Origin of the sequence: Aporhodopirellula sallentina SM41 (assembly GCF_000346505.1) — a bacterium.
Taxonomy (GTDB): Bacteria; Planctomycetota; Planctomycetia; order Pirellulales; family Pirellulaceae; genus Rhodopirellula; species Rhodopirellula sallentina.
On sequence record NZ_ANOH01000065.1, the window covers coordinates 1 to 15,358 of the forward strand.

General features: G+C 56.8%; 12 protein-coding genes. 3 read left to right on the forward strand and 9 right to left on the reverse strand.

Annotation, left to right across the window (positions count from 1 at the left end):
- Together RSSM_RS03340 and RSSM_RS03345 are read right to left on the reverse strand one after the other, a co-directional pair.
- A partial coding sequence (locus RSSM_RS03340; RefSeq protein ID WP_044300878.1) for a hypothetical protein occupies positions 1-521 on the reverse strand: 521 nt, incomplete at its 3' end.
- Positions 522-696: 175 nt separating this feature from the next.
- The gene (locus tag RSSM_RS03345; RefSeq protein WP_008674490.1) at positions 697-1,584 is read right to left on the reverse strand and encodes a cysteine peptidase family C39 domain-containing protein; all 888 of its coding nucleotides are present in this window, start codon (positions 1,582-1,584) and stop codon (positions 697-699) included.
- 300 nt (positions 1,585-1,884) lie between these two features.
- On the opposite strand from RSSM_RS03345, the gene RSSM_RS03350 reads away from it, so the two are divergent.
- Positions 1,885-3,027: a redoxin domain-containing protein gene (locus tag RSSM_RS03350; RefSeq protein ID WP_063709006.1), complete on the forward strand. Its 1,143-nt coding sequence runs from the start codon at positions 1,885-1,887 to the stop codon at positions 3,025-3,027.
- 75 nt (positions 3,028-3,102) lie between these two features.
- Here RSSM_RS03350 and RSSM_RS03355 read toward each other — a convergent pair whose 3' ends face one another.
- The 5 genes from RSSM_RS03355 to rpsT all read right to left on the reverse strand — a co-directional run bounded on the left by RSSM_RS03355 (position 3,103) and on the right by rpsT (position 7,537).
- Positions 3,103-4,383 (reverse strand): PQQ-binding-like beta-propeller repeat protein, encoded by a 1,281-nt coding sequence (locus tag RSSM_RS03355; protein ID WP_081613674.1) that lies wholly within the window; start codon positions 4,381-4,383, stop codon positions 3,103-3,105.
- Between the two features lie 160 nt (positions 4,384-4,543).
- Positions 4,544-4,801, reverse strand: coding sequence for a DUF4404 family protein (locus RSSM_RS03360; protein WP_044300888.1), 258 nt, complete (start codon positions 4,799-4,801; stop codon positions 4,544-4,546).
- An 81-nt stretch (positions 4,802-4,882) separates the two neighbouring features.
- Positions 4,883-6,232 (reverse strand): tyrosine--tRNA ligase, encoded by a 1,350-nt coding sequence (gene tyrS, locus RSSM_RS03365; protein ID WP_008674495.1) that lies wholly within the window; start codon positions 6,230-6,232, stop codon positions 4,883-4,885.
- Between the two features lie 46 nt (positions 6,233-6,278).
- Positions 6,279-7,043: a 2-C-methyl-D-erythritol 4-phosphate cytidylyltransferase gene (gene ispD, locus RSSM_RS03370; protein ID WP_008674497.1), complete on the reverse strand. Its 765-nt coding sequence runs from the start codon at positions 7,041-7,043 to the stop codon at positions 6,279-6,281.
- Positions 7,044-7,264: 221 nt separating this feature from the next.
- Positions 7,265-7,537, reverse strand: a complete 273-nt coding sequence (gene rpsT / locus RSSM_RS03375; RefSeq protein ID WP_044300889.1) for a 30S ribosomal protein S20 — start codon at positions 7,535-7,537, stop codon at positions 7,265-7,267.
- 271 nt (positions 7,538-7,808) lie between these two features.
- Here rpsT and cobA point away from each other — a divergent pair, with 271 nt between their 5' ends.
- The gene (gene cobA, locus RSSM_RS03380) at positions 7,809-9,377 is read left to right on the forward strand and encodes a uroporphyrinogen-III C-methyltransferase (RefSeq protein ID WP_008674502.1); all 1,569 of its coding nucleotides are present in this window, start codon (positions 7,809-7,811) and stop codon (positions 9,375-9,377) included.
- 126 nt (positions 9,378-9,503) lie between these two features.
- Here cobA and ahcY read toward each other — a convergent pair whose 3' ends face one another.
- On the reverse strand, positions 9,504-10,844 hold the full coding sequence (gene ahcY / locus RSSM_RS03385) for an adenosylhomocysteinase (RefSeq protein ID WP_008674504.1): 1,341 nt from the start codon (positions 10,842-10,844) through the stop codon (positions 9,504-9,506).
- A gap of 492 nt (positions 10,845-11,336) precedes the next feature.
- On the opposite strand from ahcY, the gene RSSM_RS03390 reads away from it, so the two are divergent.
- The gene (locus tag RSSM_RS03390; RefSeq protein WP_008674506.1) at positions 11,337-13,847 is read left to right on the forward strand and encodes a PSD1 and planctomycete cytochrome C domain-containing protein; all 2,511 of its coding nucleotides are present in this window, start codon (positions 11,337-11,339) and stop codon (positions 13,845-13,847) included.
- A 62-nt stretch (positions 13,848-13,909) separates the two neighbouring features.
- Here the strand turns inward: RSSM_RS03390 and RSSM_RS03395 are convergent, their stop codons facing one another.
- Positions 13,910-15,358 (reverse strand): DUF1501 domain-containing protein, encoded by a 1,449-nt coding sequence (locus RSSM_RS03395; protein ID WP_044300879.1) that lies wholly within the window; start codon positions 15,356-15,358, stop codon positions 13,910-13,912.

Below are 15,358 nucleotides of genomic sequence, written 5' to 3' on the forward strand. Positions count from 1 at the left end.
ATCCCATGCTCAACGGCAGGAGTCTCGAAAAATCGCTTGAGTAGTCCGCCGAGAAACGGCCGCTCCTCTTCCGCCAATCTGCGAACTTTGAGTTCTCGATCGATGCGTTGGACAGCCGAGTGAAAGAAATAGTACTGGAGACGAGAAGCGTACGGAAACATCTCGGCAGCGACCTGTTTCTGCTTGGACCGTTTCAGGCATTCTCCTTCCTCATCGATCTCCCAGTCCCGCAACCGTTTCACCAAATCGAGCAGCACACTCGTACCACTCGCTCCCTCGACACGTTTTGCTTTTGCCCAAAGACGATCGAACGACGCATCGGTTCCGTCAAAAAGGGGCGCCAATAGATATTGGTGGTCACATCGGAGCTCATCCCCCGAGTCAACTCGAACCACCGACGGGCTTTGGTTGACTTGATACAGCGTTCGAGGCCCCGTCGTCGGCTCGCTCAGAACACTCGGATTGATCGCCGATAGAACCAACGCGACCTTCTCGATATGCGTCTCGGTAATCACGGGCATCCGTAGCTCATCGACGCTAGGAAAATAGACCGGGGTCCCGTGCTCACACTGCATCATTCAGTTCCGAGATAGGTTGATGTCATATCAATATGACTTCGCAATATCACGACTGCGATTGGTGAAATCTAGTCCTTTGTGTTGTTACAGCACAAGATTTCATTGATTCCACCACTTATTATTCACCCATCTCTTCAAAGGCGTTTTTATCGCCCCCTTCCAACCGCATACCAACTCCCCTCCACAGGACTTCCATGTCAGAACGACTCCATCGCTCCAATCCGATGGAAGGATCTGCGATAAGAATCCCACCGCCATCGGGTAGCCTCTCGATCGCAACAACACTGTGCCCCATCCCGGGAATCCACCCCCACTGCTCGGCATACCGACGATCCTCGACTCCATACGGCAAACCAACCGCGAGCAACACCGGCCAATCGTTTGATGCCATCAACTCGTCGAGCGTGTCATCGATAACGTTCACGCGAAATCCGTTTTCCTCAGCTTTCAGCTTCACCCCGCGGTAGAGCCCGAGAGTAGGCGTGCCGCTCTTATCAGTCAAACAAAGCGGTATCATCTCTGCTTCGGTCGTTTCAACACCGACGGCTCGCAACAGTGTTGCTGCGGCAGCAGGACTGCATGTCGCCCACGACGTCTGTTCAACAACAGTTCCCTCTACCACCAACGCCCCCGAGGGTGGAGGACGAACAGCGATCGACAACAGTGGCCACAAGATCGCAGCAAACGAGCAGAGCCCGAGAAAAACGGACAGGACAGAGCGTCGCCATAACGGGATTTTGGGCAAACGCAGAGCCCAGCCTGCCGCCAGCGCGGCGAAGATCGCTGCGAAATTTGAATAGATAATGGCCGCAGATGAAGGGATCCATCGAGCCCAGAAAAGCTGGCCCGACGCATAGATCAGGAAGTAAATCATCCCGACCACCGCGGCGCTCAGATACAATGTCGTCAACTGTCCTTTGTTTGCATACGCGAACCCGCCTGCAAAGATCCCACACGCGATTGAAATCACGGACATCACGGCGATGGCAATCCAAAGGTCAGTCATCAGTATCTCTATCCGTAGCTTTTGATTTAATCTGCTTCATAAAACCTGTCCGGAAGCATCAATCGATGAAACTGCCGGCGGACATTCGCCCCGTCTGTTCGCTATCCCCCGCGGAGAACACCGAACGACTGATGTGTACTTGGCTAGGTGATCTACAAGCTCTCACAACAATCAGGCTGTGAGCATAACAGCAAACCGAATGCCGTAGTTTTTGTGCGGTCTTTTTATTTCAAACGACATTTCTAGTTGTCTCGTCTTTTCAATCTTCTTCCCTTGCCTCTTCTTCGGGAGCTGCATCCCATGCGTGATCGATATCGGACGTCCGTATCTTATCCCTTTCGATTTGCCAGCGTGTTCGCCGCCGGACTGGTCTACCTGACGATCGGAACATACAGCCCGTCCGTTTCGATGGGGGCGGAAACCGCAGCCGATACCGCGGCTCAAGATAGCCAACCGTTCCTTCTGCAGATGATCCGTGACGATGCGGTTCATCAAGAGCTACATCTCGATAAATCAGACGTCGAGCGAGTCGAACAGGCGATCGCGGAGGTAGACCCTCGGTGGTGGACGAGCCGAATCAAACCACCACAACAGCAACAATCAGAAATTCGATCGCTCAGCAAACAACTCCGCAGTCGTCTCGAGAGCCTCCTCGACCAAGATCAGTTTCGACGACTCACGGAACTCGAACGCCAAGCTCACGGGACACGAATGGTCTTGCGTGCCGACGTTTCATCGGAACTCGCGATCACGCCCGATCAACTGACTCGCCTCAAAGTTTTATTCGAGGAAACCGACGCGGAAATCGCTTCGATCCAGAAAGATCTGAAAGACAAAAAGATTGACGCTCAACAGGCGGCACGTGAAATGGCAACCGAGCAGCGCAACGAACGACAAGGGTTAATCGAAATCCTGACTGAAGATCAACAGTCCAAGATCGGCCCGCTTGTTGGTGCCACCTTTGACTTTTCACAGGTCAAACGCACCTACCCGAGAGCGCCCGATTTTATCACCGAAGGCAGTGATTGGATCAGCGACGAGAAAGTAGAAATGCCCGAACTCCGGGGCAAAGTCGTCGCGGTCTTCTTCTACGCGTTTCAGTGCATTAACTGCCAACGCAACTTTCCGCATTACAAAGCCTGGCACACTGACATGGCAGACGATGGTTTAGTCGTCGTTGGTATTCAACGCCCCGAAACGTCGGCAGAACACGATATCAACAAAGTCCGTTCGGCAATGGTGGAGGACGGTTTCGAGTTCCCAGTACTGTTCGATGGTGACTCGAATAATTGGAATGCATGGGCGAACACGATGTGGCCAACCACTTATCTGATCGACAAGAAAGGCTACGTCCGCCGGTGGTGGCAAGGTGAAATGAACTGGCAGGGAACCCCAGGCGAACAGCAAATGCGAGAATCGATCGCAACGCTGCTCGCCGAGTAACAGCCGTCCGTCAGAAAGCATTGCATCGACGCGCGACACACATCAACGATCGAGTCTCTCGCGTGAGTCCGCCGGTTACCGTAGCCGGTAGCACATCAACTTGTCTTGTTCACGCAAGTACAAGTTGCCGTTGGCGATCACGGGGTGCGCCCATGACTTGCCTTTCTGATAATCCGGCTTGAAGGTGTGCAAGATTTCTAAATCTTCGGGTGTCGCGACCACTAACATCACGGTCCCGTCTTCACGACGCATCACGAGATGCCCGTCCGCATAGACTAGACTCGTTTCGCCTCTTCCTTTTGCCCGCTCCGGCCCCCACGCGACCTCTCCCGTTTTGGCCTCGACGCAGATCGGTAGACCGTTTCCGTTGCCGTGCCCGCAATACAGATAGCCATCGACCAGCGTGATGCCGCCGTGTTTGTTTTGCAGTTCGCGTGCACCGAGCCAGTAAATCTCTTCCGCGTGGACACCACCTTTCGAGTCAGGCGACAGCTTCAATAACGCCGAACCCGTGTTGTAGCCGGAGCTAGCAAAAACGAAATCTCCATCCACAATCGCCGTGGGGATATTCGCGGTTCGGTTGGCAACGCGTTCATACTTCCACAGCACCGTTCCATCACTGGCACGAATTCCGAACAACCCTTGGCCGACCAATTGAATGTATTGCTTGACCCCGCCACCGTTGCTGATGATGGGTGAGGAATAACCGGCCCCTTTCTTCAACGCCTCATCATCGGCGGCCGGGAACTTGGCCGCCCAGGTCTGTTCTCCGGTTTCCTTGTTCAGCGCGACGACCATGGCGTCCGGACCTCCGGGAGTGCAGACAACACGGTCTCCATCGACGAGCGGCGACTCACTGAACCCCCACCCGCTCATCATTTTCCCGCCCCAATCTTTGAAATCGCGAGCCCATACCGTCCCACCATCGTCCCGATTGAGGCAGACGATTTTGCCGTCACTACTGACCATGTAGAGACGATCGCCATCGACGGTCGGAGTGGTGCGACTGCCTTCGTAACCGTGCTTGGGTTGCTGATCCGTGATCGGCTGCGTCCACAGGACTTCGCCGCTTTCCTCACTGATCGCAACTGCGGCTTGATTGTCTTCAAAATCGCCGGTCGTGTAGATCACTCCGTCGGCGACACTCACACTGGCATACCCAGACCCAAGACCCTCGGCCGTCCAAACGAGCGGAGGACCATCCTCGCCCCACGTATCGAACAGTCCCGTTTCGGAGGACCGGTTGGCACGACCGTCACCTCGCCACTGTCGCCAATCCTCTGCCGACACAGACGCTGCGTAGAAGCCTATCAAGAACCCGAACAGCGAAAGAAAAGGCGCACATACATTTTTCATGGGAAGGATCTCATTGGAGAGAGGTGAGGTGGGAACCTAGGGCAGGAATTGAAGAGGGTGCGAGACACGCCAACGACGATGTCGCGCAGGCACTCGCCGCAGGTTGCATCACGGCGACTCACGAACACGAGATGCAAACCGGCGAGAACGATGGACGGAGCTAAATCCCCATCTGCGACAACATGTCAGCGATTCGCCCGACACTGTTGGTCAGCGATGGATGCGACTCCTGAAATTGAGCAGTCGCCTCGGACAGACGTTCAGCCAGTGAGTGAGAACTCACTTCGGACTGATCCAAACTTTGCTGAATTTCGGTGACCGCCTCCTGCAATTTTTCTTTCTGTTCCGAATCGAGGCTATCGACCTCGGCGAGTTGCTTTCGGAGTTGGTCGAGCGTTTCTTCAAGTTGCGTTCGCATCAATTTCACCAAGACATAGTGGGCTGCCGTTTCGAATTGAAACGTCCCACCATCTTACCACGAGAGGTCTCGGGTGAAGACTCAGTTGGCAGTGCCTGCGACGAGTTTTAGCAGGGCATATTTGCGCTTCCCACGCCGCAGGACAACGACCGATCGGCCATCGAAATCCGAAGCCGTGATACGCTTCTGCTCGTCGGTGACCCGGTTGTTGTTCAGGTAGATGCTATTTTCCTTGACGCTACGCCGGGCCTCTCCGCCGCTCGAACACAATTTGACCAGTTGCAGTGCCTCGACGATCCAGAGGCCGTCTCCGTCAATCTGATCCTGGGTGATGTTGCAACTCGGCACATCGGCGAATATCTCACGCAGTTGCGAATCGGTGGTGTTGCCGAGTTCTCCTCCGAAGAGAATTTGGGTCGCACGCTGAGCCGACTCGACACCCTCCTCGCCATGCACCAACGTAGTAATCCACTGTGCTAGACGTTTTTGCGCGGCACGTTCGCCAGGAGATTTTTCAGTACGTTCGGCGAGTTCGTCGTACTCATCTTTTTCGATCTCTGTCAACTGTGCGATGCAACGCATCACGTCATCATCCGCAACATTGACCCAGTATTGGTAGAACGCGTAGGGGCTGGTCCGCTCGGGGTCGAGCCAAACGGCGCCGTTTTCCGTTTTGCCCATCTTTCGCCCATCGCTCGTCGTCAGCAACGGTGCCGTCAACCCGAATAGTTGTTCGCCAGTCATCCGCCGACCGAGATCGATACCCGCGGTAATGTTCCCCCACTGATCGCTACCTCCGCCTTGAATCCGACACCCGTGCTCGCGCGACAGATGCACAAAGTCGTACGCCTGCAGCAACATGTAGCTGAACTCGGTGTAACTGAGCCCGGCCTCGCTGTTCAAACGACTTCGCACCGACTCTTTGCCCATCATGGTTCCGACGGGAAAGTTCTTGCCGACATCGCGGAGGAATTCCAAGTAGGAATAGCCTTTCATCCAGTCGAAGTTATTTAGCAGCAGCGCACCATTCTCACCTTCGAATCCGTCTTCGCCGTCGAAACTGAGGAACCGTCGCATCTGGGCGGCGACGCCGTCCACGTTCTTCTGCAATTGCTCGGCCGACAAGAGATTGCGTTCTTCGCTCTTGCCGCTGGGGTCGCCAATCATTCCGGTCGCTCCGCCGACCAATGCGATCGGACGGTGACCGGCACGTTGGAAACGACGCAACATCATCAACTGCATCATTCCACCAACATGCAAGCTCGTCGCCGTGGGATCGAAGCCGATGTAGATCGTCTGCATGCCTGACGAGAGCAGTTTCTCGAGACCTTCTTCGTCAGTGGTTTGGTTCAACAATCCACGCCACCGGAGTTCCCCGAGTAGGTCGACGATGGCGGGAGGTGTGGCGTTGGTGGATGGCGACTGGGACATGTGTGTGACTTTATGCTCGGTTGTCAAAAAGGATCATCGTTTGGATTCAGCAACAGTTCGGATTCTTCATCCGCTCGCTCAAGAGAGCCTCCGCCAGGAGTAAATCTGCCGGGTAGGTGATTTTCAAATTATCGGCCGCGCCGGGAACCAAGGCGACAGGGTGCCCCATACGTTCAACCAACTCGGCGTCGTCGGTTGCCCGCCGTCCACGATGCCGATCGTAGGCTCCTCGGATCAGACTCAACTGAAAGACCTGCGGGGTCTGCGCGACCCACATCCCCCGTCGGTCAAACGTTGTTCCGTGGCCTAACCCGGCATCGCCGGTACGAGCCCCGTCCTCGCGGTTGCCCGCCGGTTCGCGTTTGAGTGTGCCCGTAACCGGGGTCGCTAAGATAGCCGCGTTTGTCTGCCGAGCGGCATCAAAGACATCGTCGAGGTCGGTGTCTCGCACGAGCGGCCTGGCCGCATCATGAACTGCGACCCACTCGATCGTATTCGCGGATTCACGATCAATTTCATCCAGAGCTGCGGCAACCGTATCGCTGCGTTCGTCGCCACCCAAAACCACGCGGATACGATCCGAACCGGAAAGCTCGCGGATCTCTCGCTCAAAACGTTCTCGATCGCGATCCGAGACGGCGAGGACGATCATCCCCACTTCGGTACGTCGCAGAAAAATCTCGACCGCGTGCATCCACAGCGATCGGTTTCCCAGGGAGGCGAAGAGTTTATTTTCCTCTTCGCCGAATCGACTCCCACTGCCCGCAGCAGGCAGGATGACTGCAACGCTACCGGGGGGAAGTGATGTCATGGGAGGAGCGGAGAATTGAAAGAAGACCCGGGGGCAGCATTTTGGAGCGATGATTCACACATCGCCCGCAGCCACCAGGAAAATTCTCAGGTCAGCAAGGCGATCCCAACTAAGAACCGATCCGAAAACCTTGCGATTGAATCAGTCGGCAGGCGATTGCCCGGGCTTTCCCGCACCAACTGCGACGAAATCCGACCGGCTGATGCATTCTCGGAAAGGTCCTAGGCGGCTTGGCTAGCCTTTTTCATCGCCGCGTTGAGACGGCTCTTGGTGCGACTGGCGGCGTTGCGGTGGATCACTCCACGTGCAGCAGCCTGATCCAATTTTTTGCACGCCAAACGGAACGCACTTTGTGCGGCATCCTGATCACCTGCGGCAACCGCTTCGCGGACACGGCGAACGGCCGACCGCATGTTGCTGCGGACGCCACGGTTTCGAAGACGGCGAACTTCGTTTTGGCGGAGTCGTTTTTTGGCGCTCTGGGTATTTGGCATTGGATTGGCGGCGGCGGGTGCCACCCCGATGGGGACTAAAATTTGGAATTTCGGAGCGATCGTCCGCTCACGAGCTAAATGGGAAGCGGCGTAGTATGACAATCGGGTCGGTTACTGTCCAGACTCATGATAAAGTTCCATAATCGTTTTGCGACGGCAGCGGTCCACCAATCGTTCCTGGCACCGGAAAACCTGTATAAAAATCGTCGGTTTCCCCCTCAATCAGCACTCAACCGCCATACTTTCCTTCCTCCGTGTGAACCGTTCCTCCGTGAACCAACCTTCAGAATCCCCAACACCTCCGTCCGGACCGCATCCGGAAAACAACGACTCGAGCCGAAAAACGGGGATCGTCGCCCTCGTGGGGGCTGGTCCTGGCAACCCGGAATTGCTCACCCTTCGTGGACATTCGTGGCTCAGCCGGTGTGACGTCGTCCTCTATGACGGCCTATCCAATGCGGAAATGCTCGCGCACGCGCCCCAGGCTGAACATATTTGCGTCGGCAAACACGGCCAATCTCGGATCTGGAAACAACCCGAGATCATCGCCGAAACGCTCCGCCATGCTCAGGCGGGCAGGACCGTTGTGCGTCTCAAAGGCGGCGACCCAGCGGTGTTCGCCCGCACCAGCGAGGAGGTTGATGCACTCGTTGACGCGAAAATTCCGTTCGAAATCGTCCCCGGAATCACCGCCGCCCTCGCCGCAGGATCTTACGCCGGAATCCCCATCACCCATCGCGGGATCGCATCGGCAGTCGCTCTCGTCACCGGTCACGAGGAACCAGGCAAACCCGAATCCGCGTTGAACTGGAAAGCACTCGCAGCGTTTCCCGGGACGTTGGTGATCTACATGGGAGTGACCACCGCGGAAGCCTGGACGCGGGCGTTGTTGGACAACGGTAAGTCCCCCGACACCCCTTGCGCAATCATTCGTCGCTGCAGCCTGCCCGACCAACAACAAATTTCCTGCCGCCTCGACGAAGTCGCCGGGCACCTCACCCCGGCAAGCAAGTTTCGTCCGCCGGTGATCACCATCGTCGGCGAGGTCACCCGGTTGTCGGAAACGATGGCATGGTTCAGTCGACGACCGCTGCATGGCCAACGAGTACTCGTCACACGCCCGGAAGGCCAAGCCGATGAACTCGCCCGACCGCTCGAAGACATGGGTGCGACGGTCTTCCGACACAGTGTCATCCATATCCAGCCACCGAACGACTGGAGCGAAGTCGATGCGGCAATCGACGCATTGTCCACCTTCTCCACAGTCATTTTCTCAAGCACCAACGCGGCTGAGTTTTTCCTCAACCGCATCTTTGAGCGCGGCTTCGACCTACGCGTCTTAGCGGGTGCACGCATCGCCGCGGTCGGCAACGCCACCGCTAGCAAACTGGCCGAGTATCACTTGCGAGCCGACATCGTGCCGCAACAGGCGAACGCCGATGGATTGGTAGAAGAACTCAGCGGCAGTGTCGCCGGCCAACACGTCCTCATCGTTCGAGCCAACCGCGGCAGTCGCGTCCTGCCCGATGGCCTTCAAACTGCCGGGGCTCACGTCCACGAAATCGCCGCCTATCAAAACGTGGACGTCGAAACCGCCGACCCCGCGATCTCCGAAATGATCGGCCGAGGCGAAATCAATTGGGTGACCGTGACCAGCAGCGCGACCGCCGACAACCTTCACCGACTCTTTGGCGACTCGCTGAACCAATGCCGATTCGCAGCCATCAGCTCGATCACCGCCGATGCACTACGTTCGCACGGATATCGCGTTGACGCGATCGCTCAATCGGCATCGATGACGGCAATTGCCGAAGCGATCGCCGATGCCCCCCAGGAGTGACCACGGCGGTTAGCGACCGCTTCAGCAGCGACGCCTCAGCGAGAAGGGCCGTTCTCACACGACACAAAAAAACCGGAGTCAAACGACTCCGGTTTCTCGATTCATTGACCGTCTAGGACTTTCATCCTAGTAGCGGTAGTGCTCAGGTTTGTACGGACCTTCGACAGGAACACCGAGGTAATCGGCCTGCTCTTGAGTCAGCGTGGTGAGTTTGACACCGAGCTTACCAAGGTGCAGACGGGCGACTTCTTCGTCGAGTCGTTTCGGCAACATGTAAACCTTGTTCTCGTACTCGCTGGACTTCTGCCACAGTTCGAGTTGAGCAAGGACTTGGTTGGTGAACGAGGTGCTCATCACGAAGCTTGGGTGTCCGGTTGCACATCCCAGGTTCACCAAACGTCCCTTGGCGAGAATGATGATGCTGCGGCCGGTGTCCTTGAACGTGTAACGATCGACAGCACCGATGTCGGCTGGCTTGATCTCGTCCTTGGTTACTTTTCCGTCGGCGACTTGTGCTTCCAACCATGCGATATCGATTTCGGTGTCGAAGTGACCGATGTTGCACAGGATCGCATCGTTGGCCATTTCGACCATGTGACGACCGAGGATGATGTCTTTGTTACCGGTCGTTGTGACGAACAGGCGACCTTCTTTGCACGCCTCTTCCATCGTGACCACTTCGAAACCTTCCATCGCAGCTTGCAGAGCGTTGATCGGATCGATTTCGGTAACGATCACGCGGCAACCGTAACGTTGCAGGCTGTGAGCACACCCTTTGCCGACGTCACCGTAACCGCAGACAACGGCAACTTTCCCTGCCAGCATCACGTCGGTGGCGCGTTTGACACCATCGGCGAGCGATTCACGGCAACCATACAGGTTGTCGAATTTGCTCTTCGTGGCCGAGTCGTTCACGTTGATCGCAGGAACCTTCAGGTTGCCAGTGCGGTTGAGGACTTCGAGGCGGTGGATACCAGCGGTGGTTTCTTCGCTGATGCCGCGGATTTCGCCGAGCAATTCAGGGAACTTGTCATGAACCATCGCGGTCAAGTCACCGCCATCATCCAGGATCATGTTCAACGGTTCGCCCGATGGGAATTGCAGCGTTTGCTCGATACACCAATCGAACTCTTCGTCGCTCATGCCTTTCCACGCGAAAACGGGAATGCCCGCTTTGGCGATTGCGGCGGCAGCGTGATCTTGGGTGCTGAAAATGTTACAGCTGCTCCAGGTCACCTCGGCACCGAGTTCGACGAGGGTCTCGATCAAGACCGCCGTTTGGATGGTCATGTGAAGGCAACCGGCGATGCGGGCCCCCTTGAGCGGCTTGGATTCGCCGTACTTCTCGCGAAGTGCCATCAGGCCCGGCATTTCGTTTTCGGCGATCTGGATCTCTTTGCGGCCGTACTCGGCCAACGAGATGTCTCGGACTTTGTAGGGAAGTCGTTCTGTAGCGACTTGGGACATGCTTTTCTCTCAGTTTTTGGGGAAGCAATGTGATAAAACAGGTGACGTGAACGTATCTCTTGTGCGGATTTTCGCACGCGAGGGGCGCTCACCAGACCGATCACAGGGACTCCCGCTGGCCCGATTCGCAAGCGAAATATTGTACCCAAAGCTGAGAATTTGCCATCCCTATTGCACGGCATTTTCAACGAACTTTGCATCAGGTTTGCGGCCCGACTGCGGATTGCCCCCGTGAATTCGCAAAATCCCGCACACTCACGGAATTCAGTCGGCAAAACGGCATCGGTCGCTCTGTCTATCCTGAAACGTGCCCCGCCCCATCCCATCCCGCCTCCCGTCTCAATCATGTCGCTGCCTCGCCCCTCCTCCGCGCGCCGTCTTCCTACCAAACCGTGGCCATCAATTGCGAGGCTCTCAATTGCGAGGCCCTCAAATGTTCGACGACGAGGCCGACCGTCCGCCCTGTGCCGGGCTCCCAAGGGGCTGGCGGCGTTGCTGCTCGGCGTGCTGTCGGTGACGCCATCGACGGTTCGTGCCGAGGTGGATTACGCACGCGATGTCCAACCGATCCTGGCCCGCAAATGCTTCTCATGCCACGGCCCCGATCAAGCCGAATCCGGAGTCGCCTTTCACGAATCCGACCTCGCACTCGCTGAAGCCGACTCAGGCGATTTCGCGATTGTCCCGGGCGACGTCGAAGCGAGCGGCGTGATCGCCCGAATCGAGTCGGACGACGAATACGAGCGGATGCCCCCCGAAGGCGAACCTCTCTCACCGGAGGAGATCGCCACGCTGAAAGAGTGGATCGGCGAAGGAGCACCGTTTAGTCGGCACTGGGCATTCGAGCCCCTGACTCATCCGCGTCCCCCCAAACTCACGCTTCGTACCAACGGAACATCCGCGACCAAACTCCGCTCAACGCCAAACAGCCTTCAAAAGACCTCACCAGACGCGACCGACGACGAGACAGTGCATCCCATCGATGCTTTCGTTTGGCAACGACTCGAAAAGTCCGGATTGAAACAAGCCCCCAGGGCAGACAAACGAACCTTGATTCGACGTGTCACCTACGACCTGACCGGCCTGCCTCCTTCACCGCAACAGGTCGCGGACTTCGTCGCCAGCACCGATCCCAACGCTTACGAAAAACTAGTTGACCGTCTCCTCAACTCGCATCACTACGGCGAACGTTGGGGACGCCACTGGCTCGACCTCGTTCGCTATGCCGAGACGAACTCGTTCGAACGCGACGCCGCCAAACCGAACGCGTGGAAATACCGCGACTATGTCATCCGTTCGTTCAACAACGACAAACCCTACGACCAATTCGTACAGGAACAACTCGCCGGTGATGTTCTCAGCAAGACGACAACCGAAACGATCACGGCGACAGGATACTACCGACTCGGAATCTGGGACGACGAGCCAGCCGATCCGTTGCAAGCACGATACGATGAACTCGATGACCTGATCACGACAACCAGCCAAGCCTTCTTGGCCCTGACGATTAACTGCGCCCGTTGCCACGATCATAAAATCGACCCGATCCCGACGACGGACTACTACAGCATGCTCGCGTTCTTTGCGGACGTCACGCCGTATGCCAAACGACACGACATGACAGCAAACAACCAAGTCGATGTCAGCCCGCCGGAACTGATCAGACGCTACCAACAGTGCGACGAGGACGAAGCCAAGATCGTTGCGGAGCGAACCGAGATCGAACAAGCCGCAATCGTCCAAATGTCGGCCACCGACCAACGCGCAGCCGAAGGCCCACCGAAAGAACGCGAACAAGTCCTTCGGAAGAAACTCAACCAGCATCTTACCGACGAACAACGCGGTCGCTACGAAGACCTCGGGCGGCAACTCAAACAAATCGCCAAGCGTCGCGAGGAGCTACCGCCTCGCGAACAAACGCTCGGATTGGCACGCAAACGCGCTGTCGAACAAACCTTCGTGATGTATCGCGGCAACCCGCATTCACCGACAGATGCCGTCGAGCCGAACTTCCCATCGATCTTCGACGCGCCACCGCCAAAGGTCGATGACCAACATCGACGCCTCGAACTGGCGAAGTGGATCACCGAACCATCCAACCGATTGACCTCCCGCGTGATCGTCAATCGAATTTGGCAACACCACTTTGGCCGAGGCATCGTTCGGTCGGCCAATAACTTTGGACAACTCGGCACCCCGCCGACTCATCCACGGTTGCTCGACTACCTGGCTCAGGTTTTCATGCAAAACGGTTGGAAACTCAAAGCGATGCATCGCTTCATCATGACCAGCGAAACGTATCGCACTGCCTCAACCTTGCCCCCGGAACAAACCAGCCGAATCGGCGACGTCGCTTCGATCGATCCAGGCAACGATTTGTTTTGGCGTTTTGATCCGCGACGTCTGTCCGCCGAAGAGGTCCGTGATTCCATCCTGGCCGTGACTGGAAAACTGAACACGACAGTATACGGGCCGAGCTTCTACGAAGAACTTTCTCCCGAAGTCCTCGCCGGCCAATCACGTCCCGGAAAAGGATGGGGAAAAGCCAGCGAATCGGACCTGAACCGCCGGAGCGTCTACATTCACGTCAAACGCTCGCTGCTCACTCCGCTGCTCTCGGCGTTCGACTTCCCTGAACCGGACACGACCTGCGAAGCCCGTTTTGCGACCTTACAACCAGGACAAGCGATGTCGCTGCTCAACAGCGATTTCATCCACAAACGTGCGAGCCAACTCGCCGATGCGGCACGTCAGGACTTCGACTCACATCGTGACACAGACCACAACCCGGCGAACTCAACACCGCAATTGGAATCCAATGCGGCCTACGTGCGAGCGGTCATTCACAGGGTCTTCGGCAGGGATGCTACCGCCGCCGAAGTCGATGACGGCACGAACCTCATCGGCGAACTTGTCACGCAACACGGTGTTTCGCCAACGCGGGCTCAAACTCTTTACGCCCTCAGTGTTCTGAACTGGAACGAGTTCGTCTTCGTCTTCTGACCGGCCTACTGACGCACGACCTGACTTCGCACGTAGCCCACGCGAATCGATACGAAAGGTCGTTACGCCAACAGTTCGATGATCACCTCGCCGCCGAATTGGCTCAACTGTTTGTAGCGACCACCGTGAAAGTAGGTCAATTTATTGTCGTCGAGCCCGAGCAAATGCAACAGCGTGACGTGTAGGTCACGAATCGGATGCACGCACTCGACCGCGGCGGCGCCGATCTCATCGGTGGCTCCCACGATCGCCCCACGTTTGACGCCACCGCCGGCCATCAACATGGTCATCGCGTTGTTGTTATGCCCCCGCCCGAGCGAATAAACGCCGCCACGTTTGTTGTTATCCGGAGTACGCCCAAACTCACCGGTCCAAATTACGAGCGTCTCGTCGAGCATCCCTCGTTGCTTCAAGTCTCGAATCAAGCCCGCCATCGGTTTGTCGACGCTCTTGATCCGCGATGCATGCCCTCGCTCGAGATAATCGTGACTATCCCATCCACCACTGAAGATTTGGACGAACCGAACTCCTTGCTCGACCAAACGTCTCGCCATCAAACACTGCCGGCCGAAGACCTCCGTGTCAGGATCGTCCATCCCATACATCGACAACGTTCCCTGCGACTCCCGCCGCAGATCAATGACATCCGGGACTTCACTTTGCATCCGGTACGCCAACTCGTAACTCTCCATCCGCGCCGCCAAATCCCCACGACCACGCCCGATCGTTTCGAGATGCGATTGATTGAGCCGAGCCAACTCGTCGAGTGCTCGCCGTTGATGCTCGCGACTCTTGAAACTCTGCGGCGCTAAATCCAACAAAGGCGTTCCCTCGGGACGCAGACGAGTTCCCTGGTAGTAGGCCGGCAAGAATCCGTTGCTCCAATTACCCGATCCGCCTTGGGGAAGAGCCAACTCCGTCATCACGACATAGCCGGGCAGATTCTGATTCACGGTACCTAGCCCATACGTCGTCCACGATCCCAGCGCAGGATCACCTCCGAGACGACTCCCCGTATTCATGTGATACAAGGCCTCGGGATGGTTGAGAGATTCGGCCTGCAATCCCCGATAATTGCATAGCTCGTCCGCGACACACGGATCGGCCAGGTGCACCCATTGGTTACACATATCCAGCCCCGCCTCGCCGACTTTGCGGGATCCAAACGGACTGCCGACGAAAAACTTAAAACCTTTCTCTTGCCCGCCCGTCCGCTTCGATTCGGTCTTGTGAATCCGCGTCAATTCTGGCTTGGGATCGAACGTGTCCATCTGTCCCGGGCCACCTTCCATGAACAACATAATCACGGCTTTGGCTCGTGCCGGATGCATCGGTGACTTTGGACTTAACGGACCACCGGCGGCATCATGGATCGCCTGCGCCTCGGTCGCCGACTCAGCAGCGAGCATGTCCGTCAGGGCAACCGATCCGAGCGTGGCTCCAAGCCCATACAAGAATCCACGCCGTGATGCAGACGTCGAAGCCGGTCGAGAACAGATACGATGGGACAT

What these genes read in the sequence shown, in the direction of transcription:
- RSSM_RS03345 (WP_008674490.1), bottom strand. Translation starts at nt 1,584, where the DNA reads ATGACTGACCTTTGGATTGCCATCGCCGTGATGTCCGTGATTTCAATC.
- RSSM_RS03350 (WP_063709006.1), top strand. Translation starts at nt 1,885, where the DNA reads ATGCGTGATCGATATCGGACGTCCGTATCTTATCCCTTTCGATTTGCC.
- RSSM_RS03355 (WP_081613674.1), bottom strand. Translation starts at nt 4,383, where the DNA reads ATGAAAAATGTATGTGCGCCTTTTCTTTCGCTGTTCGGGTTCTTGATA.
- RSSM_RS03360 (WP_044300888.1), bottom strand. Translation starts at nt 4,801, where the DNA reads ATGCGAACGCAACTTGAAGAAACGCTCGACCAACTCCGAAAGCAACTC.
- tyrS (WP_008674495.1), bottom strand. Translation starts at nt 6,232, where the DNA reads ATGTCCCAGTCGCCATCCACCAACGCCACACCTCCCGCCATCGTCGAC.
- ispD (WP_008674497.1), bottom strand. Translation starts at nt 7,043, where the DNA reads ATGACATCACTTCCCCCCGGTAGCGTTGCAGTCATCCTGCCTGCTGCG.
- rpsT (WP_044300889.1), bottom strand. Translation starts at nt 7,537, where the DNA reads ATGCCAAATACCCAGAGCGCCAAAAAACGACTCCGCCAAAACGAAGTT.
- ahcY (WP_008674504.1), bottom strand. Translation starts at nt 10,844, where the DNA reads ATGTCCCAAGTCGCTACAGAACGACTTCCCTACAAAGTCCGAGACATC.
- RSSM_RS03395 (WP_044300879.1), bottom strand. Translation starts at nt 15,358, where the DNA reads ATGTCCCATCGTATCTGTTCTCGACCGGCTTCGACGTCTGCATCACGG.